21 protein-coding genes and 1 pseudogene are annotated in these 21,212 nt (G+C 69.2%); 8 read left to right on the top strand and 14 right to left on the bottom strand.

The window, feature by feature from the left end; genetic code table 11:
* Window positions 1-110 precede the first annotated feature (110 nt).
* From CJ177_RS09770 to aspS, 6 genes are all read right to left on the bottom strand, one after another.
* Window positions 111-1,544 (bottom strand): replication-associated recombination protein A, encoded by a 1,434-nt coding sequence (locus CJ177_RS09770; protein WP_025432517.1) that lies wholly within the window; start codon window positions 1,542-1,544, stop codon window positions 111-113.
* A 54-nt stretch (window positions 1,545-1,598) separates the two neighbouring features.
* Entirely contained in the window at window positions 1,599-2,774 is a 1,176-nt protein-coding gene (locus CJ177_RS09765) for a phosphotransferase family protein (RefSeq protein WP_005241649.1), read from the bottom strand.
* Between the two features lie 65 nt (window positions 2,775-2,839).
* Entirely contained in the window at window positions 2,840-3,790 is a 951-nt protein-coding gene (locus tag CJ177_RS09760) for a transglutaminase family protein (RefSeq protein ID WP_095867644.1), read from the bottom strand.
* Window positions 3,787-6,366, bottom strand: coding sequence for a circularly permuted type 2 ATP-grasp protein (locus tag CJ177_RS09755; protein WP_095867643.1), 2,580 nt, complete (start codon window positions 6,364-6,366; stop codon window positions 3,787-3,789). Before CJ177_RS09755 ends, CJ177_RS09760 begins: the two co-directional genes overlap by 4 nt.
* On the bottom strand, window positions 6,366-7,337 hold the full coding sequence (locus CJ177_RS09750) for a DUF389 domain-containing protein (protein ID WP_061697594.1): 972 nt from the start codon (window positions 7,335-7,337) through the stop codon (window positions 6,366-6,368). The genes CJ177_RS09755 and CJ177_RS09750 overlap by 1 nt, the downstream gene beginning before the upstream one ends.
* A gap of 70 nt (window positions 7,338-7,407) precedes the next feature.
* The gene (aspS, locus tag CJ177_RS09745) at window positions 7,408-9,216 is read right to left on the bottom strand and encodes an aspartate--tRNA ligase (RefSeq protein WP_061697593.1); all 1,809 of its coding nucleotides are present in this window, start codon (window positions 9,214-9,216) and stop codon (window positions 7,408-7,410) included.
* Between the two features lie 143 nt (window positions 9,217-9,359).
* Here aspS and CJ177_RS09740 point away from each other — a divergent pair, with 143 nt between their 5' ends.
* The 3 genes from CJ177_RS09740 to CJ177_RS09730 all read left to right on the top strand — a co-directional run bounded on the left by CJ177_RS09740 (window position 9,360) and on the right by CJ177_RS09730 (window position 11,696).
* Window positions 9,360-10,286: a neutral zinc metallopeptidase gene (locus tag CJ177_RS09740; protein ID WP_025432513.1), complete on the top strand. Its 927-nt coding sequence runs from the start codon at window positions 9,360-9,362 to the stop codon at window positions 10,284-10,286.
* A gap of 64 nt (window positions 10,287-10,350) precedes the next feature.
* Window positions 10,351-10,977, top strand: a complete 627-nt coding sequence (locus tag CJ177_RS09735) for a helix-turn-helix domain-containing protein (protein ID WP_095867642.1) — start codon at window positions 10,351-10,353, stop codon at window positions 10,975-10,977.
* 2 nt (window positions 10,978-10,979) lie between these two features.
* Entirely contained in the window at window positions 10,980-11,696 is a 717-nt protein-coding gene (locus CJ177_RS09730; RefSeq protein ID WP_061045038.1) for an SRPBCC domain-containing protein, read from the top strand.
* A 17-nt stretch (window positions 11,697-11,713) separates the two neighbouring features.
* On the opposite strand, the gene CJ177_RS09725 is transcribed toward CJ177_RS09730, so the two are convergent.
* Entirely contained in the window at window positions 11,714-12,169 is a 456-nt protein-coding gene (locus CJ177_RS09725) for a hypothetical protein (RefSeq protein ID WP_095867641.1), read from the bottom strand.
* A gap of 130 nt (window positions 12,170-12,299) precedes the next feature.
* On the opposite strand from CJ177_RS09725, the gene CJ177_RS09720 reads away from it, so the two are divergent.
* Complete coding sequence (locus CJ177_RS09720) at window positions 12,300-12,722, top strand: PPOX class F420-dependent oxidoreductase (protein WP_095867640.1); 423 nt, start codon at window positions 12,300-12,302, stop codon at window positions 12,720-12,722.
* Here CJ177_RS09720 and CJ177_RS09715 read toward each other — a convergent pair.
* Window positions 12,709-13,752: an Rv2578c family radical SAM protein gene (locus CJ177_RS09715; RefSeq protein ID WP_061697587.1), complete on the bottom strand. Its 1,044-nt coding sequence runs from the start codon at window positions 13,750-13,752 to the stop codon at window positions 12,709-12,711. The two genes, CJ177_RS09720 and CJ177_RS09715, sit on opposite strands and share 14 nt — an antisense overlap.
* Before the next feature lie 108 nt (window positions 13,753-13,860).
* Between CJ177_RS09715 and CJ177_RS09710 the strand changes: the two genes are divergently transcribed.
* Entirely contained in the window at window positions 13,861-14,259 is a 399-nt protein-coding gene (locus CJ177_RS09710) for a RidA family protein (protein ID WP_061697586.1), read from the top strand.
* Window positions 14,260-14,380: 121 nt separating this feature from the next.
* On the opposite strand, the gene CJ177_RS09705 is transcribed toward CJ177_RS09710, so the two are convergent.
* The gene (locus tag CJ177_RS09705; RefSeq protein WP_095867639.1) at window positions 14,381-15,043 is read right to left on the bottom strand and encodes a metalloregulator ArsR/SmtB family transcription factor; all 663 of its coding nucleotides are present in this window, start codon (window positions 15,041-15,043) and stop codon (window positions 14,381-14,383) included.
* Between the two features lie 86 nt (window positions 15,044-15,129).
* Here CJ177_RS09705 and CJ177_RS09700 point away from each other — a divergent pair, with 86 nt between their 5' ends.
* From CJ177_RS09700 to CJ177_RS09690, 3 genes are all read left to right on the top strand, one after another.
* Window positions 15,130-16,491 (top strand): rhodanese-like domain-containing protein, encoded by a 1,362-nt coding sequence (locus tag CJ177_RS09700; RefSeq protein ID WP_061045042.1) that lies wholly within the window; start codon window positions 15,130-15,132, stop codon window positions 16,489-16,491.
* The gene (locus CJ177_RS09695) at window positions 16,488-17,804 is read left to right on the top strand and encodes an MFS transporter (protein WP_061696833.1); all 1,317 of its coding nucleotides are present in this window, start codon (window positions 16,488-16,490) and stop codon (window positions 17,802-17,804) included. The genes CJ177_RS09700 and CJ177_RS09695 overlap by 4 nt, the downstream gene beginning before the upstream one ends.
* 474 nt (window positions 17,805-18,278) lie before the next feature.
* Window positions 18,279-18,647 carry an FHA domain-containing protein gene (locus tag CJ177_RS09690; protein WP_257014451.1) on the top strand — a complete coding sequence of 123 codons (369 nt, stop codon included), beginning with the start codon at window positions 18,279-18,281 and terminating at the stop codon, window positions 18,645-18,647.
* A 21-nt stretch (window positions 18,648-18,668) separates the two neighbouring features.
* On the opposite strand, the pseudogene CJ177_RS48210 reads toward CJ177_RS09690, so the two are convergent.
* From CJ177_RS48210 to CJ177_RS48205, 5 genes and pseudogenes are all read right to left on the bottom strand, one after another.
* A pseudogene (locus CJ177_RS48210) lies at window positions 18,669-19,160 on the bottom strand (MFS transporter); the annotation flags it as partial.
* A 129-nt stretch (window positions 19,161-19,289) separates the two neighbouring features.
* A complete protein-coding gene (locus tag CJ177_RS09685) occupies window positions 19,290-19,826 on the bottom strand; it encodes a universal stress protein (protein ID WP_061045044.1) in 537 nt (178 codons plus the stop codon).
* 60 nt (window positions 19,827-19,886) lie between these two features.
* The gene (locus CJ177_RS09680; RefSeq protein ID WP_373560043.1) at window positions 19,887-20,057 is read right to left on the bottom strand and encodes a CrcB family protein; all 171 of its coding nucleotides are present in this window, start codon (window positions 20,055-20,057) and stop codon (window positions 19,887-19,889) included.
* 140 nt (window positions 20,058-20,197) lie between these two features.
* Window positions 20,198-20,563, bottom strand: coding sequence for a hypothetical protein (locus CJ177_RS09675; protein WP_063886762.1), 366 nt, complete (start codon window positions 20,561-20,563; stop codon window positions 20,198-20,200).
* A 28-nt stretch (window positions 20,564-20,591) separates the two neighbouring features.
* The gene (locus CJ177_RS48205) at window positions 20,592-21,107 is read right to left on the bottom strand and encodes a hypothetical protein (protein ID WP_231913762.1); all 516 of its coding nucleotides are present in this window, start codon (window positions 21,105-21,107) and stop codon (window positions 20,592-20,594) included.
* Window positions 21,108-21,212 lie beyond the last annotated feature (105 nt).

Raw genomic sequence — 21,212 nt, 5'->3', positions numbered from 1 at the left:
ATTGTCTGTCTCGAGGGCAACGATGGGTCGAACTACAGGGTCGAACCGGGGGTCCAGCCGCTGGGGTGCGGTCGCCGGGCAGCCGGGCACACCCGGCGGTTCGGCAACATTCAGCTTAACCGGCCACCCTGACGGTTCGTGCCGCGGACGATGGCGCGCAATTTGTCCACGCGCCCCGCGATGTCCCGCTCACCGCCGTGAGTGGTGGGCTGGTAGTAGTCGACGCCGACCAGCTCGTCCGGCGGATACTGCTGCGCCAGTACCCCGTCGGGATGGTCGTGGGGATAGCGGTACCCGACGGCGTTGCCGAGTTTCGCCGCCCCCGCGTAGTGGCCGTCGCGCAGATGCGGCGGGACGAGTCCGGCGTTTCCGGCGGCGACGTCCGCCATCGCGGCGCCGAGCGCGGCGATGACGGCCCCCGACTTGGGAGCGGTCGCGAGGTGGATCGTGGCCTGCGCGAGGGCCAGGCGGGCCTCGGGCATACCGATCAGCTGCACCGCCTGCGCGGCGGCGGTCGCGGTCTGCAACGCGGTGGGGTCGGCCATCCCGATGTCCTCGCTGGCATGGACCACCAAGCGCCTCGCGATGAAGCGGGGGTCCTCGCCCGCGGTCAGCATCCGCGCCAGGTAGTGCAGGGCGGCGTCGACGTCCGAACCGCGGATCGACTTGATGAAGGCGCTGATCACGTCGTAGTGCTGATCGCCGTCGCGGTCGTAGCGGACGGCCGCCTTGTCGACGCTCGCCTCCACGGTCGCGAGGTCCAGCAGCACCGGACGGTCCGCGTCACCGGCCTGGTCGAGCGCAGCGCCCGCCGCCGCCTCGAGCGCGGTGAGCGCCCGGCGGGCGTCGCCGGCGGCGAGGCGCACCAGATGATCCATCGCGTCACCCGCGATCTCGATCTCCCCGCCGAGACCCCGCTCGTCGGTGCGGGCCCGCTCCAGGAGGTTCTCGATGTCGTCCGCCGTCAGCGACTGCAGTTGCAGGACGAGTGAGCGGGACAGCAGCGGGGACACCACGGAGAACGAGGGGTTTTCGGTGGTGGCGGCAACGAGCAGCACTATCCGGTTCTCCACCGCCGCCAGCAGGGCGTCCTGCTGGGTCTTGGAGAAGCGATGCACCTCGTCGATGAACAGCACCGTCTGCTCGCCCGCAAGGAGGCGGCGGCGTGCCAGTTCGATGACGCCGCGCACTTCCTTCACCCCGGCGGACAGCGCGGACAGTGCCTCGAAGCGGCGGCCGGTGGCCCCCGAGATCAGCGACGCCAGCGTGGTCTTGCCCGTGCCTGGCGGACCGTACAGGAGGACGGACGCGGCCCCCGACCCCTCCACGAGGCGTCGCAGCGGCGCACCGGGGCCCAGGAGATGCTGCTGCCCGACCACCTCGCCGAGCGTGCGGGGACGCATGCGCACGGCCAGCGGTGCGTGGTGGTCGACCGTCACCGGACCGGGAACCGATCGCGGGGCCGCCGCCTCGTCGGGCTGCGCCGTCTCGAACAGGCCTGCCGACTCGTCCTCGCCGACATCCGAACCGAAAAGATCGCTCACAAGTTCGACGCTACTGGAACCGCACCGTCCGACCCAGTCCGGCCGGACCGCGGGTCAGCTGACGGACAGTCCCCGGATCTTGTCGGCGATGACGCGGGCGTGGTGGGCGACGACCGTGTTCCCGGCGTGATCCGCCGAACGCGCCAGCTTGTCCCAGCGCTGGGTCAGCGCCTCGGACCGCGGCACGGACAGGTGGTGCTCGCGGACGGCGGCGATCCGCGTGTGGTTCTCCGGCAGGAACAGGTAGGTGCTGAGCCACACCCAGATCAGCTGCGCCTCGACCATGCGGGCGGCGAGCACGTTGTCGTCGGCGAGCGCGGGCCACATCCCCACGACCTCCGCGCGCCAGGCCTCGATCATCGCCTGTGTCCGGTCCTCGGACAGGTCGATGCTGCACAGGCAGCCGGGGAACGAGACCAGCGCGTACGCGATGTCGAGCATGGCGTCGCGGAAGCCGCCCCACTCGTAGTCGAGGAACCGTACCCCCTCGTCGTTGACGATGATGTTGTCCGGGCACAGGTCGGAGGGGCTGAACGCCCGGAACCGGCCGCTCTCGAACAGCTTCGCGGCGCGCGCCACCTGATCGGTCAGGTCCGGCGAGACGTCGACGCGGAGGATCTCGGACAGCAGGCCGGGCACGGCGGGCACCGCACGCTCCACCTGCTCGGCCACGGTGTCGTCGCAGTGCGCCACCTCGGCTCGGCGCAGCAGCGCGGTGAAGTCCTCCTCGCGGCCCACAGTGGCCGCGTGCATGCGCCCCAGTGCCTGGGCCATCGCCATCAGGGTGTTGGTGACGGTGTCGGAGTCGGAGTGCTCGAGGAGGGCGCTGATCGGGGTGGCGTCCCCGAGGTCGCTGAGCACGAGGAGCCGGGCGTCGAGGTCGGATGCGAGCAGTTCGGCTCCGGGGCGGCTGTCCGTCGCCAGCGCGGTCGCGAACTGGTACGAGACGGCCTCCCGAAGGAAGGCGCTGCGGCTGTCGCCGGTGAGATCGTCGGGATCGACGGCCCGCGCGCCGGACACCCCGGACTCCTCGCGGACCTGCTTGATCACCAACGTCCGCGGCAGGGAGAACGGATTCTCCGCCACGCGCACACGGAGCACGATGGTGCGGCCACTACCGCCGAGATCCACGGGATCCACCAGTGTCACGGGTGCCCCTGTGCGACGGGTGAGCAGCTTCTCGGCTGCGGCAACTACCTCTGAAACGGGGTCTGCCAGTATTGCAGTCATCGCGGACCAACTTACCTGCTAGTGACACGGATCATCGAGTCCTCCACCGGAAGCCCGGATGAATTTCAGCATTTCGGCTGATCCGGCGCGAGCACTTCCATGGGCGCGACGTCAACCGACACCGCAATGGTGCTGTTTCGTGCCTCTGTGTATATGACACCCCGCAGCGGCGGCACATCAGCGTAGTCCCGACCCCACGCGACCACGGTGTACCGCTCGTCGACCAGCTGGTCGTTGGTGGGGTCGAAGGCGAGCCACCGGTCCCCCGGCATCCACACGGCCGCCCAGGCGTGGGTCGCGTCGACGCCGATCATCCGTTCCTTGCCGGGCGGCGGCTGCGTCGCCAGATAGCCGGACACGTACCGGGCCGCGAGTCCGCGCGACCGCAGGCAGGCGATGGCGAGCCGGGCGAAGTCCTGGCACACCCCCGACCGCTTCTCCAGCACCTCCGCGACACGCGTGGAGACCGACGTCGACCCCGACTTGTACTGGAAGTCGCGGTGGATGCGCGTGGTGAGATCGACCACCGCGTCGACGAGGGGCCGTTCCGGCGGGAAACTCGGCGCCGCGTACTCGCGGACCGCATCGCTGATCTCGGGGGGTTCGAGGTCCAGCACGAACTCCTGCGCCATCGCCCCCTCGGTTCCCACGGGGCGGGACAACTCCCACGGCGCGTTCGCCGGTGCGGCGGCGAGCCTGGTCTTGTCCGGACCGTAGACCTCGATCTCGGATTCCGCCGCCACGACCAGTTCCTCGTGCGGGGTGCTCACCTGGAAGTACAGGTCCCGGTTGCCGTACACGTCGGACCCGGTGGAGCGGTCCGCGGGGACCGGAGAGATGTCGACGACGGAACTGACGCACCGCTGTTCCTCGGTGTCGCGGGGCAGGAGGTAACCCCGGCCGTACGACGAGGACACCGGCCCCGAGTACGTGTACGTGGTGCGGTGGGTGATCTTGTATCGGCGCAGCACCGGCCGTTCCGCTGCCTCGTCCGTCCGGGGCGACACGCCGGTCATGCGGGAACCCCTCCCTGCGAGGCGCTCCACGTCGTCCCGCTGCCCCACAGCGGCTGGGTGCCGCCCGGCAGCGACAGCTGACCTTTCAGCATTACGTCGGACAGTTCGCTCAGCAGCGCGCGCATCGTGGTCGTCAGCTCACCCAGCTCCTTCCGGGACCCGTTCGCGTCCACCGATTCGAGTCGAAGGGGGTCGACGCGGCGCACGGTGTTGACCATGTCCTCGACGAGCCGCTCCGCACGCGACGCACCCGAGGCGTCCGGCAGTGCGGCCAGATTCGCGCGGAGCGCCTCGAGTTGGAACGCCAGCGACCGCGGGTTCTTCACGTCGAACAGCAGCAACTCGGCCACGGCGGCCGGGCGAATGCTCCGATTGCGGCGGCGGTAGACGACCGAACTCTCGGTTGCGACGAGAAGCGATTCGATCACCGCCCGCTCGGTCGCCGGATCCGTTCTCCGCCGCAGCGTGGACTGCACCAGCGCAGTCAGCGTCGATGCCCGCTCGATCCGCTTGCCGATGTCCATGACGTGCCAGCCGGTGTCCCGGACCAGCGATTCCGCGGCGACTCCCGACAGGGCGAGCATCCCGCCGAGCACCGCGGACTGCGCCTCGAACAGCACGGACCCGTCGTCGACCGTGTCGGCAGCGACCTGTCCGAGCACGCGTTCGACGGAACTGAGGACGGCCCAGATGTCGTTCGACAGTTGCCCGCGCACGGCCCGCGCGGCCTGCTCGACGCCGCGGACCGCGTGCGCGAGCGACCCGTCCCGGTCGGGGTCGATCGTCAGCGAACGGAATTCCGAGCGCACCCGCAGCTGGTCGGCGACCGGATCCGAGCCGGACTCGGCACCGCGACCGGGCCCCTCCGGGCGGTTCCCGGCGTCGGCGACCCGCAAGACCGTGTCCACCAGGATCGGGAGGCTTCCTCCGCCCGCGAGCCACGGTCGCAGGCGGTAGTCGCGGTACTTCTCGCCGACGGCGATCATCAGGCGTGCCGCACCCTCGGCGCGCTCGGCGAACCGGCCCATCCAGAACAGTTCGGTCAGTGCGCGCGGCGACGTCATCAGATCGGACGTCGTCGCCGCATACGTGGGCAGGGCTTCCCCGTCCCGGTCGGCGCCGTCCCCCGGATCGGTGGACGCGGTGCGCTGGGCCAGCCGGATCCAGACGTCTTTCGCGCCGGCATGGCGCCGGTCCCCGCGCTCGGCCCCGGGAACGAGGGACGTGCCGAGACCTCCGGCCATCGGGGTGAATCCCACCTGCTGCGCGACACCGAACAGCCGCATCCCGACCGGTGCGAGGAAGACGTCCCCGGATCCGTCGGCTGCGGGCGCATACGAGGGGTCCGGCACGATCTGCCCGACCCACCGCTCGGGTTCGGCCCGCACCCGGTCCAGCAGGGTGTCCCGGTCGGCGGCACCGAGCTCGGCGGGCACGATCGGCGAACCCCTGTGCACCGCGCGCAGCACCATCGACGAGGCGTTCGCGAGGATGTGCGACAGCTCCGACCGGTCGCCACCCCAGAAACTCGGCACGGACGGCAGCAGCAGGTCCTCGTCGAAGAGACGACGGCACAGGTCCGGCAGCAGCCGGGTGAGGGCCGGGTTCTCCAGGATTCCGCTGCCGAGGGGGTTGACGACGGTCACCGCTCCCCGTCGCAGCACCTCGACGAGCCCGACCACGCCGGACCGGGAGTCGGGGCGCAGGTCGAGGGGGTCGGCGAGGTCGGCGTCCACCCGCCGGACGATGACGTCGACACGTTCCAGATTGCCGAGGGAGCGCATCCACACGTGGCCGTCGCGGACGACCAGGTCGGCGCTCTCCACGAGCGGGAAGCCGAGGACTGTGGCGAGATACGCCTGATCGAATGCCGCCTCGGACCGGGTGCGGGGGCTGAGGACCACGACCAGGGGGTCCTCGGTGCCCGCGGGGGCGGCGTCGATCGCCGCGAGCCGCATCGACTGGGCGAACGAGGACAGCGGGCGCGGGCCCACGGTCTCGTAGATGCCGGGCATCGCCCGGGCGACGACGCGGCGGTCCGCCATCGCGTAGCCGGCGCCTGCCGGGGACTGCGTGTGGTCGCGCAGCGCGTGGAACGTGCCGTCCGCCCCGCGGCCGACGTCGAGTCCGTGCAGGAACAGTTGATGGCGGCCCGGCACCGTGATGCCGTGCGCCGCACGGACGTAACCCGGGTGCCCGAACACCGTGCGCGCCGGCACGGCGCCGCTCCGGACGAGCGCCATCGGTCCGTACAGATCGGCCAGTACCGCGTCGAGGAGGCGGGAACGCTGCACGAAGCCCGCCGCGAGTTGCTCCCACTCCTCGGCCGCGACGATCAGCGGGACCGCGTCGATCTCCCACCGCGGCGGCGCGGTCGGGGCGTCCGATCCGTCGAGGGGGTTGTAGGTGATCCCGTGATTGTCGACGAGAAGCCGGATGCGGGACTGCAGGCGGCGGACGGAGTCCGGTCCGCCGCCGGTGAAGTCCTGCGCCAACTCCGCCCACGGTTCCCGGACGTCGCCGCCGTCGCCGAAGAGTTCGTCGTAACCCGCGCCGTCGTGCGGTGAGACGATCATCAGGCCCTCCGCCTCTGTGCCGGCGAGCGCTCTTTCCGCGCCTGTTCGAGGAGCCGGCGGGGATCGCCTCCGCTGCGCAATCGCAGTGCCAGAACCAGAACGCCTGCGATCACGATGCCCACCATGTTGACACCGAGCTGCAGCGCCGCCAGCGCCGCGACGCGCCATTCGCCCACGGTGACCGCGACGACGGCGAATCCCGCCGCGGGAACGGTGGTGACCGAGATGAAGACGCCGACGAGTGCCGCCGACTTCGCGGACACGAGCGCGAGCATGCCGGCCGCGCCGGCGAGGAGCGCGACGATCAGTGAGAGCGGTCCGACCCGGTAGATGAAATCGACCTGGTCGAGGGACTCGATGCTCTCGAACTCCATCCAGCCGACCCGCTCCATCAGCAGCGTCGCGACCAGCGTCGCCGCCATCGCGAACGGGAAACCGAAGAGCAGGGCGATCAGCGACCGCCGGGCCAGACCGAGCTTGCGCCGCATCAGCGCGACGGCGAGCGCGGCGAGCGGACCGAACTCCGGTCCCACCACCATCGCCCCGACCACGGTGATCGGCGAGTCGGTCACCACACCCACCGCGGCCAGCAGGCAGGCGATGGTGAGGAACGCGAGGAAGGTGCCGTTGAGTGTCGACTCCTCGCGCGTCCGGCTGACCAGTTCCTCCCACACGACGCTGTCCGCGGGATCACCCGGGGCCGCCTTCTCCGCGTCGTGTGCGGATTTCGACAGCACCGTTTCGACGGGCTCCACCGTGATCGCACCGGTGCGGTCGATTCCCAGGGCCTCGAGCGCGTCGATCACGTCGTTCGCGGCCTCGCGGGCCACGTCGGTCTGGATCGCGTCACCGGCGGGGTCGATCGCGGCGGCGCGCAGCACCACCACGTGGGTGGCGCCGGGTTCCGCCGCGAGCACACCGAGGACGTCCTCGGTGCGCTCGGCCGGACAGATCACTCGCAGGTGCAACATCGTGTCCCCCGGCTGTTCCGCGTCGTCCGGTCAATCGAGTCCTGCCGGCAGATCGCGCCGGCGGGCCCGCCTACTTGGCTGCGGGTGCGTCGGGCTTGGCCGCCGCGGCCTCGCCCTTCGGCTCCGGCTTGGCGTCCACCCCGGACTCCTTGCGCTGCTGCGCGGTGATCGGAGCCGGAGCATTGGTCAGGGGATCGACGCCGCCGCCCGACTTCGGGAACGCGATGACCTCACGGATCGAGTCGACACCGGCCAGCAGCGCGGTGATGCGGTCCCAGCCGAACGCGATGCCGCCGTGCGGCGGGGCGCCGAACGCGAACGCGTCGAGCAGGAAGCCGAACTTCTCCTCGGCCTCCTCGTGGGAGATGCCCATCACCTTGAACACTCGCTCCTGAATGTCCTTGCGGTGGATACGGATACTGCCGCCACCGATCTCGTTGCCGTTGCAGACGATGTCGTAGGCGTACGCCAGCGCGGAACCCGGATCGGTGTCGAACGTGTCGAAGGACTCCGGCTTGGGCGAGGTGAACGCGTGGTGCACCGCCGTCCAGGCGCTGTAGCCGAGCGCGACGTCGCCGCTCGCGGTGGCGTCCGCGGTCGGCTCGAACAGCGGTGCGTCGACGATCCACACGAACGCCCACGCGTCCGGGTCGATGAGGTCCTGCTTGCGGGCGATCTCGCCACGCGCGGCGCCGAGCAGCGCACGGGACGACTTGGTGGCACCGGCGGCGAAGAAGATGCAGTCGCCCGGCTTCGCGCCGACGTGCGCGGCGAGCCCCTCGCGTTCGGCGTCGGTGAGGTTCTTGGCCACCGGTCCGCCGAGCGTGCCGTCCTCGCCGACGAGCACGTACGCCAGGCCCTTGGCCCCGCGCTGCTTCGCCCATTCCTGCCAGGCGTCGAGCTGCTTACGCGGCTGGCTCGCACCGCCGGGCATGACCACCGCGCCGACGTATTCCTGCTGGAAGACCCGGAAAGTGGTGTCCTTGAAGAACTCGGCGCACTCCACCAGTTCGACACCGAAACGCAGGTCCGGCTTGTCGGAACCGTAGCGACGCATCGCCTCCGCGTACGTCATCCGCGCGATCGGCGTCTTGATCTCGTGCCCGACCAGTTTCCACAACGACGACAGCACCTCCTCGGCGAGGAGGATGACGTCGTCCTGGTTGACGAAGCTCATCTCGATGTCGAGCTGGGTGAACTCGGGCTGGCGGTCCGCGCGGAAGTCCTCGTCGCGGTAGCAGCGCGCGATCTGGTAGTAGCGTTCGATGCCACCGACCATGAGCAGCTGCTTGAACAGCTGCGGGCTCTGCGGCAACGCGTAGAAGCTGCCCGGCTGCAGTCGCGCGGGAACCAGGAAGTCGCGGGCGCCCTCCGGCGTCGACCGCGTCAACGTGGGCGTCTCGACCTCGACGAACTCGTGGTGCGCGAGCACGGCGCGTGCCGCGGCGTTGACCTTGGACCGCAACCGGATGGCGTGACCTGGGCCCTCACGGCGCAGGTCCAGGTAGCGGTACTTCAGGCGCGCTTCCTCACCGGCCTGGTCGTCCAGCTGGAACGGCAGCGGCGCGCTCTCGTTGAGGACCTCGAGATCGGTGACGTTGACCTCGATGGCCCCGGTGGGGATCTCGAAGTTCTGGTTGCCCTCGGGACGCACCTCGACCACACCGGTCACCTTGACGCAGTACTCCGCGCGCAGACGGTGAGCCTGCTCGGCGGCGGCGCCCTCCCGGAACACCACCTGGGAGACACCCGACGCGTCACGTAGATCGATGAAGATCACCCCGCCGTGATCACGACGCCTGGCAACCCAACCGGTGAGGGTTACGGTCTGCTGGGCCTGCTCGGCTCGCAATGAACCGGCGAGATGTGTGCGCAGCACGGGATTCCTTTCGAAACATGGGGCAAGCTACTTCGTTGGCTGAGATCCTACGGAGACACCGTGCGTGAGCGGAAACGCATACCCGCTTCACGTGCGAGCCTCGATCGGCACGCACCGGAAAACTGACGAGAAAGCGACGACACATGACCTTCAACGAGGGCGCCCGAATGGACTCCGGCCGGGTGTCGGTCGGGGGCGGGGGCGGCGGTGGTCTCGGCGGCAAGTTCGCGATGGGCGGCGGCGCCGGCGGTCTGATCGTGCTGGTCCTCGCACTGCTCCTCGGCGGCGATCCCGGCTCGCTGCTCGGCGGCCTCAGCGGCACCACCGATTCCGCCGGCCAGAATTCCGGCGCCGGCCTCGCCGGATGCGAGACCGGCGCGGACGCCAACCGCGACGTGAACTGCCGAGTGGTGTTCACTGCAGGCAGTCTCGACTCCGTGTGGGAGCAGGAGCTCGCGAAACAGACCGGCACGGCGTACGTGCCGCCGGAGGTCGTGCTGTTCTCCGGTTCGGTCAACACCGGCTGCGGCAACGCCACCAGCGAGGTCGGACCGTTCTACTGCCCGGCCGACTCGACGGCGTACTTCGACACCAGCTTCTTCCAGCTCCTCGTCGACCGCTTCGGGTCCAGCGGCGGACCGCTGGCACAGGAGTACGTCGTGGCGCACGAGTTCGGCCATCACATCCAGAACCAGCTCGGCGACATCGGGCGGGCTCAGGCCGACCCGCGGGGCGCCGACTCGGCCGCGGTGCGAACCGAGTTACAGGCCGACTGCTACGCGGGCGTGTGGGCCCACTACGCCGACACCCTCCCCGGCCCCGACGGCGGGCCGCCGTTCCTGAACACCCTCACCGACACCGACATCGACGACGCCCTCTCCGCCGCCTCGTCGGTCGGTGACGACCGGATCCAGCAGTCCGCGGGCGCCCGGGTGAATCCCGAGGGCTGGACGCACGGCTCCTCGGAGCAGCGCCAGAAGTGGTTCGCCACCGGGTACCGGACGGGTCAGGTCCAGGCCTGCGACACCTATTCGGCACGCGATCTGAACAACCCGCCCGCGCTGCGCTGACCACTCGACACCCGACAATTATTTTTGTCTTGACAGAATTTACTGTCGGTTCGACAGTTGACGCATGTTGGACGTAGCAGTGATCGATCAAGCGGCCGCCGCCGAGATCTCCCTGGACCCGGTCCGGGCACGGCTCCTGGCGGCGCTGGCCGAACCCGGTTCGGCGAGTTCCATCGCCGCGACGGTCGGATTGACGCGACAGAAGGCCAACTACCACCTGCGGGCGCTCGAGGAGCACGGCCTCGTCGAACTCGTCGAGGAACGCAAGAAGGGCAACGTCACCGAGCGGGTCTTCCAGGCCACCGCGGCGTCGTACGTCATCTCCCCCGCCGCGTTCGCCGCCCTCGCACCCGATCCCGACCGGTCGCCGGACCAACTGTCGGCCCGCTGGCTGGTGGCACTGGCCGCTCGCCTGGTGCGTGAGGTCGGCGAGCTGATCGCCGGCGCCACCGCGGCCCGTCAGCCGCTGGCCACCTACGCGATCGACAGCGAGATCCGGTTCGGGTCCGCGGCCGACCGGTCCGCCTTCGCCGACGAACTCGGCGAGTCCGTGAAGCACCTGGTGGCCCGATACCACGACGAGAACGCCCCGAACGGCCGCAGACACCGACTCGTCGTCGCGCTGCACCCCAGCCTGAAAACACCGTCCGAGCAAGCGAAGTCACCCGACAACCGTCACGAGGAGAGCTAGCCATGTCCGAGAACTTCGAGATTCGCCGCGAGGTCGTCCTGAACGCCACTCCGGAGGACGTGTTCGCCGCCGTCACCAGCGGCACCGGCGGGTGGATGTTTCCCTCCGAACTCGATCCCGGCGTCGGCAGCGAGGGACCGGACGACCCGACCGTCGTCGCGTGGGAGCCGCCGCGGAAGTTCGCCGTGCGCCAGGAAGGTCCCGACGGCTGGTTCAACGCCCTCGAATACCTGATCGAGGCCCGCGACGGCGGCACCGCGGCGCTACGCTACGTCCACAGCGGCATCTTCACCGACGACTGGGACGCGCAGTACGACGGCGCCGACAAGCACACCACGTTCTACCTTCACAGCCTCGGCCAGTACGTCCAGTACTTCGCCGGCCGCGCGGCCACCTACATCACGACCGGCGGCCCGGATACGTCCACCGGTCCCGGCGCAATGGCCACACTCCGCGGCGCGCTCGGTCTGACCGATACCTCGACCGCCGGCGACACCGTGTCCGTCGCCGTCCCCGGTTTCGGCACCGTCGACGGCGTCGTCGACTACCTGACGCCGCATTTCATCGGCATCCGGACCGCCGATGCGCTGTACCGGTTCTACGGCCGGAACGCGTTCGGCGGGACAGTCGACGCGGCGCACCACCTGTTCGCCGCGGGTGCCGACCAGGAGAAGTCGCAGGACGCGTGGAAGTCCTGGCTGGACAACGTCTTCGCCTGAACCTGCAGCACCGACGCTCAGGTCGCCGTGAACTCGCCCCGACCCGGAATGTTCGGGGTGCTCGTGGTGATCTCGATGCTGACCCGGCCCGCCCCCGGATCGAAGTACACGGCTGTCGGCGCGCCCGGACCGTCCCACCCGCTCAACGCCCACTGCTTCGTTCCGGAGGCACCGGTGTCGAGATTGCGCCAGTGCAGGGTTCCGTCGACCAGGCAGACCCGGGAGGGGCCCACGAAGTATGTCTTCAACAGCACGTAGTTCGGCCCGTACGACTCCGGGTAGTCGGACGACGCCTGGGCGTCGATCCGCCCTCCGCACACGCTGATGTCGCCGGGGTTCAGACCGTGCCCGATCGTGTAGGTGGGGGTCAGCGTCACCGTATCCGCCCCGGCGGCGGCCGGTGCACCGAGCAGTGCGGCCGCGGCGAGCGAACCCACCACCGCCGATCGGACAACCAGATTTCCCACAGGCATGACGCTCCTCGGTCGGTGTGCGTCGGGCGAACCCCCTCTCCGCTTGTCTCCGGGAAGGCGGGGAGCGTTACTCGTCCGCTTGGCTAGTGTCGACACAGGGACATCGGTTGACATCGAAGAGGAGATTTCCATGTCGTTCACGGACGAAGAGATCGCCTACCTGCGGTCGCAGCCGATCGCCCGCGTCGCCACCGTGGGCGCGGACGGGCAACCCGACGTGGTTCCACTCGCCTTCGAGTTCGACGGAACGGACTTCTGGGTGGGAGGTTCCGGACCGTCCGTCGCCGGTACCCGCAAGTTCCGGAACATCGGGGCCGGGAGGAACAAGGTGTCGCTGGTCGTCGACGACCTGGTGTCGTTCGAGCCATTCGTCGCGCGCTCCATCCGCGTCTACGGCTCGGCCGATCGGCCGGTGGAACGGGACGGAATGGTCGGTCCCGGTCTCTACGTGCGCATCGCACCGACCGTCTCGTGGAGCTGGAACATGGCGGGAGAACCTGCCGGCGCCGAATGGTACGAGCCGAGACGGACCGTTCACGTCAGAACAGAGTGAGCGCCGGTCCGGGACGACCGACACCGACCAGTTCACCGCGATCGGACTCGACGGCCTCGCTGCGCCCGGCCTCCCGATGGTTCGCCCCGCCACCCAGACCGTACCGGTCGACGAGTGGGTCGACACGCTGCTTCAGCCACGACTTGTATTCGGGCGGAACGTAGGCCGCCCGCCCGTACAACTGCCGGTACTGACGGACGAGCGCGGGATGCTCCGTCGACAGCCAGTTCATGAACCAGCCCTTGGTACTACCTCGCAGGTGCATCGGGAAGACGGTCACACCCGAGGCGCCCGCGTCGGCGATGGATTCGAGCAGCCCGTCCAGATGCCGTACCGAATCGGTCAGGAAGGGAATGACGGGGGCCACCATCACATTGCAGGGCAGTCCGGCGTCGGTGATCGCCCGGATCAGATCGAGACGCGCCTTCGGAGAGGGCGTGCCCGGCTCGATCGACTTCTGGAGGTCGGGGTCGTGGATCGCCAGCGACACGCCGATGCTCACCGGCACCTGCTGGGCTGCGAGCGTCAGCAGCGGGAGGTCGCGCCGCAGCAGCGTCCCCTTGGTGAGTATCGAGAACGGGGTGGCGGATTCGGCCAGCGCCCGAATGATGCCGGGCATCAGACGGTACCGGCCCTCCGCTCGCTGATAGGGATCGGTGTTGGTGCCGAGCGCCACGTGCTCCCGCTTCCACGACCTACGTCCCAGTTCCTTGCGCAGCACCGCCGCGACGTTGGTCTTCACGACGATCTGACTGTCGAAATCGCGGCCCGCGTCGAGGTCGAGGTATTCGTGGGTGGGCCGTGCGAAGCAATAGCGACACGAGTGTGAGCATCCGCGAAAAGCGTTGACAGTGAAGCGGAAAGGCAGTTGCGACTCCTCAGGCATCTTGTTCAGCGCACTCTTGCAGAGCACCTCGTGGAAGGTGATGCCGTCGAACTCGGGTGTCTGCACGCTGCGCACGAGCCCGGCGCGCTCCAGCCCCGGCAATGCACCGTCGTCGGCGTCGACCGCTTGCCCATCCCACCTCATGAGTACATGCGAACATTTGTTCTAACCGCTGTCAAGACTTCGACCCGCGAGGAGACCGGACCGTCGAGTACGACCGCGCTGGTGAGCGCCGAATCGAGGCTTGCGACAATGTCGCTCATGTCGAACAGAAACAACGTCTCGTCCGGTTCCGAGTGGGAAGCCAAGATCGGCTATTCCCGAGCCGTGCGGATCGGTCAGCTCGTGTCCGTGTCAGGCACCACTGCGTCGGGTCCCGACGGGCCCGTCGGTGGAGACGATCTCGGAGAACAGACCCGGGAGGCACTGCGCCGAATCGAGGCAGCACTGTCGGAGGCCGGCGCGAGCACGACCGATGTCATCCGCACCCGCCTGTACCTCACCGACATGAGCCGGTGGGAAGAGGCCGGCATCGCGCACGGCGAGGTCTTCGGCGAGATCCGTCCCGCCACCACGATCCTCGAGGTCAGCGCGTTGATCGCCCCCGGCCTGCTCATCGAGATCGAGGCCGACGCCGTCATCGGCGACTGACTCACCCGGGAGGCGGCTCCTCACCCAGCGCTCACGCCGCACGCAGCAGCGTGATCATCACCGTCTCGACTCCGGGTGTCGAGCGGCTCCATCAAATCCACCGCAACAGCCGGGTTTGCGGTCAGGTCAGGGAGTCGACCGGTAGGGCCGCCAGCCGCCACTCGAGCATGCCGTCGGCCAGCCGCGCTGCGCGGCGGCCGTGGTCGGTCAGCAGCCGGACCGCGTCGTGGGCGAGCACGCAGTAGGCGCCGCGGCAGTAAGCGACGATCTCCTGATCTTCGGGCAGGTCGGCCAGGTGATCGGCCAACTCGTCCAACGGAATCGACACCGCCCCGGGGATGTGCCCGGCCTGGTATTCCTCGCGGGGGCGCACGTCGAGCACCGTCACCTTCCCCGATCGGGCCCGCTCGAGCAGCTGGTCCTTGCTCACGTATTCGGTGTCGGCCGGGCCGAGATACGTGGTGCGGGCGGCCTCGACGTCGGGCAGGTATTCGTTGGCGACCGTACGGACCAGTGCGAACAGCTGCGCCACGTCCTCGCCGGCGAGCCGGTAGAAAACCTTGGTGCCCTCGCGGCGGGTGGCCACCAGATTGGCCTGCTTGAGGGTCTGCAGATGCGCGGACGCGGTGGTCACTCCCAGCTCGCAGGCGCGGGCAAGGGCGTCGACGGTGCGTTCGCCCTGAGCCAGCAGATCCAGCAGTTCGAGCCGCTTGCCGCTGCCCAGGGCCTTGCCGACCCGGGCGAACTGGTCGAACAGTTCCGTCTTCGCGATCCGATCACCCATGGCATTCTCCAATCATCTTTGGAATAGTGTAGAACATGTCAGGTCGGGGCATTGCACCGCGACACGGTCGACACAGGAGAGACGCCATGGCCGGAATCGATCTGGTACCGCTCGTCGACGACGGACTCGGCAACTCCGCCTACCTCGTGGATCTCGGCGACGGTCGCGCGTTGGTGGTCGACGTCAGCCGGGACCTGCGCGCGGTGCATGCCGCGGCCGCCCGCCGCGGGTTGACCGTCGCGTTCGCCGCCGACACCCACCTGCACGCCGACTTCCTTTCCGGCGCCCACCAACTCGGCGCCACTATTGGGACGCGCGTGCTGGCCTCCGCCGCCGGGGACCGGGAGTTCCCCCATACCGGGCTGCGCGACAGCGACGAGGTGGACCTGGGCGGGCTGCGGCTGCGGGCCCTGATGACGCCCGGGCACACCCACGAACACCTCTGTTACCTGCTCCTCGACGGCGAGAAGGAGGTCGGGGTGTTCACCGGCGGCTCGCTGCTGGTCGGCTCTGCCGCCCGTACCGACCTGATCTCTCCGGAGCGCACCGAGGCCCTCACCCGCGCCCAGTACGCCTCCCTGCGCCGTCTCGCCGCGCTACCCGGCGAGGTGGCGGTGTGGCCCACGCATGGGGCGGGCTCGTTCTGCTCGGCCCCGCCCGGCGCCGAACGCACCAGCACCATCGCCCGCGAACGCGCCACCAACCCGTTGCTCGCCGCCCGCGACGAGGACGCGTTCGTCGACCAACTGCTGGGATCGCTGGGCAGCTATCCGCCGTACTTCCGCCGGCTCGGGGAGGTCAACCGACTCGGTCCTCCACTCCTCGACCAGGATCCGGTGCTGCCGGCGCTGACCGTCGACACCGTCCGCGCCCAGTTGGCCGGGGGCGCCGCCCTGATCGATGTGCGCGCGCTGGCCCGGTTCGCGGCCGAACACATCCCCGGTGCGGTGTCGATCCCGCTGCGGCCGGTCTTCGCCAGCTGGCTGGGCTGGCTCGCCCCGGCCGACCGGCCCCTGATCATCGTCCGCGACCAAGACCAGGACGTGGACGAGATCGTCTGGCAAGCAATGAAAATCGGGTACGACAATCTGATCGGTGAACTCGACGGCGGCCTCGCCGCCTGGACCGCCGCCGAACTCGCGGTGGCCGCCACGGCGCTGACCGGCCCCGACGGGGTCGGCAATGTCCGGGTCCTCGACATCCGTCAACGCCCCGAATACCTGGCCGGGCACTTGCCCGGCGCCATCCACATCGAACTCGGCGCCCTCCCGGGCCGGGTCGACGACCTGCCCCGCGAGCCCACCGTGGTGATGTGCGGGCACGGCGAACGCGCGATGGGCGCCGCCAGCCTGCTCGAACGCGCCGGCCACCGACAGCTGACGGTGCTCGAGGGCGGTCCCGACGACTGGGCCCAGGCGACCGGGCGCACCCTCGAGACCGGCGCATGAGCAGAGACCGCCACAGGAGCACCACCTCGCCCCGGCCGATCCGACTCGGCCTGGGCCCCAACCTCGCCCAGTTCAGCCTGCTCGTCGCGGTCAACGCCCTCGTCGGTGGCATGGTCGGCCAACAGCAGACCGTGCTGCCGCTGCTCGCCTCAGGCGAATTCGGGCTGACCGGCTACACCTTCATCTTCACCTACGTAGCCGCGTTCGGAATCACCAAGGCCGCCGCCAACTACTTCGCCGGAGCCTGGTCCGATCGGTTCGGCCGCAAGCCGGTGCTGCTGGTGGGCTGGCTGTTCGCCATCCCCGTCCCGCTGATGCTCATCGCCGCCCCCAACTGGTGGTGGGTCGTGGCCGCCAACGTGCTGCTGGGCATCAACCAGGGCCTGACCTGGTCGACCACCGTGGTGATGAAGATCGACCTGGTCGGCCCCGCCCGCCGCGGCCTGGCGATGGGACTGAACGAGGCCGCCGGCTACGGCGCCGTGGCCGTCAGCTCGCTGATGGCCGGCTACCTCGCCGACCAGTACGGGCTACGACCGGCCCCGTTCCTGCTCGGACTCGCCTACACCGCGCTGGCCCTGCTGCTGTCCGGGGTATTCATCCGCGAAACCCGCGACCACGCGCGCCTGGAAGCCACCCAGCACACCCCGCGTGCGGACGGAATGCACGATCACCTGCACGCGGATCTGACCAACCGGCAAATCGCTGCGGCAACCAGTTTCACCGAACCCGCCCTGTCCTCGGCGAGTCAGGCCGGGCTGGTCAACAACCTCAACTTCGGGCTCTCCTGGGGCCTGTTCCCCCTGCTGTTCGCCACAGCCGACCTGGGCGCCGGGCAGATCGGTGTGCTCTTCGCCCTCTATCCCGGCGTTTGGGGCGCCGGACAATTGGTCACCGGCGCCCTGTCCGACCGGATCGGCCGCAAGCACCTGATCACCGCCGGCATGACCCTGCAAGCCGCAGCCCTGGCGCTGATCGCCGCCTCCCACGGCTTCACCGGGTGGGCGGCCGGCACGGTGCTGCTCGGGGCCGGGACCGCCATGGTCTACCCCACCCTGCTCGCCGTGATCGGCGACGTCGCCCACCCGGCCTGGCGCGGCCGCGCCGTCGGGATCTACCGGGTCTGGCGCGACAGCGGCTACGCCGTCGGCGCGATCCTCGGCGGCGTCGTCGCTGACCTGATGGGACTGCACGCCGCGGTCTGGGTGGCCGCCGCCGTCAGCGCCGCCTCCGCCCTCGCCGTCGCGGTCCGCATGTACGAAACCCACCCCAAACCCATCCGCACGAGCACGGAGCGTGCGCCGAGGGGTTGATCGCATCCCGGGGGAATGCGCTGCGGCGGCAGCCCATACAAGGACCGGCGCCTGGCCAGCTCCCGAGTGCAGTCGGCATGAGCAGCAGGGTCGCGAGCGCACGGCTCGTCTGCACCGCAGTGATCGAACGCACCAGGCGAGCATGACCGCCCGTCCGTGTGGCGAGGACGTACGCCGCCTACGTGTGGGTCAAGATCGCGGACCAGATCCTCGAATCGATTGCGCATTACTGCGTTCGAATCAACGACTCGGGACACTAACGGCGCCTCGCTGTGTCACGCCAACCCGGCGCCCCGGGTTGTAGGAAGTCCGGCGGGTTCAGGAAGTGCCTCGTTCATCATCCGGGGGAACCCGATTCACCGCCGTCTCGTCCGTCGAGGATGAGGTGGGCGCCACGGGAATGTCCTAGCACCTATCCCGGTTGATCTATATATACCCATGGGGGTATTTTGGGAGATGTTGATCGAGGTGACGATGATGAAGCTGACCGACGACCTGCCGCGTACGTGTCTTCCGGACGATCGGGGTGGCGGTGCCCCACAGGTGGTCGTGACCAGGGGCCCTGGGCCGGCGAAGGGTGCATCCCTTGCCGTCGACCGCGACATCACCGTGCTCGGCAGCCATCCCAGGTCGGAGATCGTGCTCGGCCACGGAACCGTCTCGCGTCGGCATGCCGAAATCCGCCGGGACGATGCAACGTTCACCCTGTGTGATGCCGGCTCTCTCAACGGAACTTATCTGAACCGGCAGCCCGTCGATTGCGCCGGACTGGTGGACGGCGACGAGGTTCAGATCGGAGTCTTTCGCATGCTCTTTCGACTACCCGCCGCGTCGTCGATGTGACAGCCGACCGTAACGGCGACGCCCGGAAATCGCGAGCACCCCGAGCGCCGGGCCGTAGTGCCCGCCGCTGATCATGAGGACCGCTGCAACGGGCAGCGGACCGATCTAGCCGCCGATCTGCTCGAGGGCCTCGTGGACGGCGAAACCTCATTCGCCGTCGGTGGTGGCGGTGGCATGCGAGAGCAGCGTCTTTCGCGGGGCTGCGGAACGCCTTGCCGACGCGTTAGGCGATCACCAACGCGCATGCGACCCAAAGGGTGCCGGCGAACCCGAGGAAGGACTGTGATCACGGTGAGGACGTAGCCAGCGACGATCCATGCCCAGAATCGCGGGCCCGGTTCGCCAGCGGGTCGGAGACCGGCCGCGTCATCAGCGCGGCCGCCCCTCCGAATCCGGTGACGACCCCGACGACGAACGCGGTTGCACCCGGCAAGGCGAGTAGGGGCCGGTGATCGACCGGGCCCCTTCATAGACGAAGACCGCGAGCAGGCTGACCGTGCCGAACGCAACCACGAACCGCTACACGCCCACCGACGGCCGGGTCGATTCGGAAGCGTCGATGTGCGGAACGTGCGAGATCGGGGCGTTCCCCGCGGTGCGGAGGCCCCTGGGTAGGTTCGGCCGCGGCGGGGTCGTGCGGCGTCACCCCTGCTCCTTGTGGGGGGCGGGGACCAACAGGACGGGGCGGCGGGCGTGGTGGACGAGTTTCGAGGACACTGATTCGCCGAGGAACCGCTCGAGCAGGGACATTGCGCCGCCGCGAGAGGTGCCGATGATGATCATCAGGGCATCGTTCGCTTCGGCGATCGTGGTCAACAGTTGCGCCGGATTCCCTTCCCGCGAGTAGTAGGCCCAGTTGCCGGGCAGCGCGGCCAGCATGGTGCAGGCCTCGCGGCGTTCTTGTTCGACGGCGTCGGCGAAGCGCTGTTCCCAGTCGTCCCGGTCGGGTTCGACGGGCATGTCGTCGATGTCGACGATGTGCGCGACGTGCAGAAAAGCATCGAGTCGGCCGGCGAGGTCCATCGCGTGGGTCAGGGCGGCGTGGCTGGCCGGGTGCCGGTCGAAGCCGACCACCAGATGGCACACCACCGGAGTGGAGGTCGCGGGTCCGTCGACACGCAGCGGGGTGCGCCAGTCCCGCAGCGTCTCCCGCGTCGGGTGGTTGTCGTTATTGGTCATGGTCGTCTTCTCCTCATACCCCAGCAGCCAGGGCGAGACCGGCACCGCCAGCGACGACGGTCACCAGCAGGGTGCCGACCGCGCGACGCCGGGCGGCGTACCGCTGGCTGGGATCAGCCGCACGGTCTCGAAACTGGCGGTGCTGAAGGTCGTGTACCCGCCACAGAACCCGACACCCACGATCAGCTGAACTTCCGGCGGGACATCGTGAAAGAGAACCAACCCGGCCACGAACACGAGGAGCAGCGACCCGGTCACGTTGAGGAATCAGTACGGCCGCGTCGACGGGGTGGGGCGGGTGGATGGATACGACCAGAAGCCTCTCCGAGTCCCTGGTGTGATGCGGGATTGTCCAGTTCCGGCCCGCACTGTCAGCTCTTCGGCTCGGGGGTGCGCAGTTGAGGCGACGTGGGTGGCTCGTCCAAGTCGATCGTCGACCGCACGGACCTACTGGTGTGTCCGCCTTGAGCGGTTCTCGGCCCTGTTGCCCGGTGCCAGCCCAGGTCAGCACCGTTGACCACCACCATGTTGTTGTCGATCGGGCCCTTGTCGCGCCCGAGCCCGTCGACCACAGTCCGGTAGATCCCGGTGACGAGGATTGCCTGGTGACGGTGGTGGAAGTGACCGTGCCACAGACGTCGGGGACGCACATGATCGACGATGGTCCGTAGCCGGACGCGGTTGGCCTCCGATGCGTGACGCTCGTCGGCGGGGAAGCCCTGCCGGTCACGGTCCATACCCGGGACGGTGATCCCCTACGGGCAGTCATGGCAGAACATCACCTCGGCGGGTCCGGCATCGGCGATACGGCGCACGTCGTCGTCGGTGATGGTCTCCTGTGGCCACCACGACGTGCCGGGGATCCGCAGGAAACGGTCGATCGAGTAGGCCCCGCCCACCGCCAGACACCGCGTGTTGCCCCACCGCCAGCGCAGACCCCGCGGTAGGTGAACGATCCGATTCCGCAGGTAACGGAGGCCCGTCCGAGGCGATCGGCTGGGCCAGCAGCCAGTCGAAGTTCTCATGGTTGCCCTCGACGAATCCGAGCACCAGATCGTGCTCGTCGAGCGCACGGTCGAGCGCATCGAGATAGGCATCGGTGAACGCGTAGCCGAAGTCCCCGAGGTGGATCAGGACGTCGGCGTTGCGTTTCGCCGCATGTGCGATGGCCACGGCACCGTATGCGGTGTTGGCGAGCCAGTCCCCCGCGATCGCCACCCGCCCAGGGCTGGTGCACAGAAATCGCCCGGTCCCGGGGTTCTCGAGCTGGTGGTGGAGCATCTCAAACCACCTCTCTCGCTGCGTTTTCGGTGGCCGCGCCCACGGTCAGATCAGGTGCAGACTCGACGGGCGCGCCAGTCGCCGGACCGGAGCGCGTGTGCTCGG

This window comes from Rhodococcus sp. ACPA1 (genome assembly GCF_002300195.1).
Classification (GTDB): Bacteria; Actinomycetota; Actinomycetes; order Mycobacteriales; family Mycobacteriaceae; genus Rhodococcus_F; species Rhodococcus_F opacus.
The sequence above is the reverse complement of the archived record's forward strand: the minus strand, read 5'-3'. Positions and strand labels throughout refer to the sequence as shown.

Coding starts and splice junctions, on each gene's coding strand:
- CJ177_RS09765 (WP_005241649.1), bottom strand. CDS start 2,774: ATGACTGCAATACTGGCAGACCCCGTTTCAGAGGTAGTTGCCGCAGCC.
- CJ177_RS09690 (WP_257014451.1), top strand. CDS start 18,279: ATGATGAAGCTGACCGACGACCTGCCGCGTACGTGTCTTCCGGACGAT.
- CJ177_RS09760 (WP_095867644.1), bottom strand. CDS start 3,790: ATGACCGGCGTGTCGCCCCGGACGGACGAGGCAGCGGAACGGCCGGTG.
- CJ177_RS09715 (WP_061697587.1), bottom strand. CDS start 13,752: ATGAGGTGGGATGGGCAAGCGGTCGACGCCGACGACGGTGCATTGCCG.
- CJ177_RS09735 (WP_095867642.1), top strand. CDS start 10,351: ATGTTGGACGTAGCAGTGATCGATCAAGCGGCCGCCGCCGAGATCTCC.
- CJ177_RS09695 (WP_061696833.1), top strand. CDS start 16,488: ATGAGCAGAGACCGCCACAGGAGCACCACCTCGCCCCGGCCGATCCGA.
- CJ177_RS09705 (WP_095867639.1), bottom strand. CDS start 15,043: ATGGGTGATCGGATCGCGAAGACGGAACTGTTCGACCAGTTCGCCCGG.
- CJ177_RS09685 (WP_061045044.1), bottom strand. CDS start 19,826: ATGACCAATAACGACAACCACCCGACGCGGGAGACGCTGCGGGACTGG.
- CJ177_RS09755 (WP_095867643.1), bottom strand. CDS start 6,366: ATGATCGTCTCACCGCACGACGGCGCGGGTTACGACGAACTCTTCGGC.
- CJ177_RS09730 (WP_061045038.1), top strand. CDS start 10,980: ATGTCCGAGAACTTCGAGATTCGCCGCGAGGTCGTCCTGAACGCCACT.
- CJ177_RS09750 (WP_061697594.1), bottom strand. CDS start 7,337: ATGTTGCACCTGCGAGTGATCTGTCCGGCCGAGCGCACCGAGGACGTC.
- CJ177_RS09700 (WP_061045042.1), top strand. CDS start 15,130: ATGGCCGGAATCGATCTGGTACCGCTCGTCGACGACGGACTCGGCAAC.
- CJ177_RS09710 (WP_061697586.1), top strand. CDS start 13,861: ATGTCGCTCATGTCGAACAGAAACAACGTCTCGTCCGGTTCCGAGTGG.
- CJ177_RS09720 (WP_095867640.1), top strand. CDS start 12,300: ATGTCGTTCACGGACGAAGAGATCGCCTACCTGCGGTCGCAGCCGATC.
- CJ177_RS09725 (WP_095867641.1), bottom strand. CDS start 12,169: ATGCCTGTGGGAAATCTGGTTGTCCGATCGGCGGTGGTGGGTTCGCTC.
- CJ177_RS48205 (WP_231913762.1), bottom strand. CDS start 21,107: ATGCTCCACCACCAGCTCGAGAACCCCGGGACCGGGCGATTTCTGTGC.
- CJ177_RS09675 (WP_063886762.1), bottom strand. CDS start 20,563: ATGGACCGTGACCGGCAGGGCTTCCCCGCCGACGAGCGTCACGCATCG.
- CJ177_RS09740 (WP_025432513.1), top strand. CDS start 9,360: ATGACCTTCAACGAGGGCGCCCGAATGGACTCCGGCCGGGTGTCGGTC.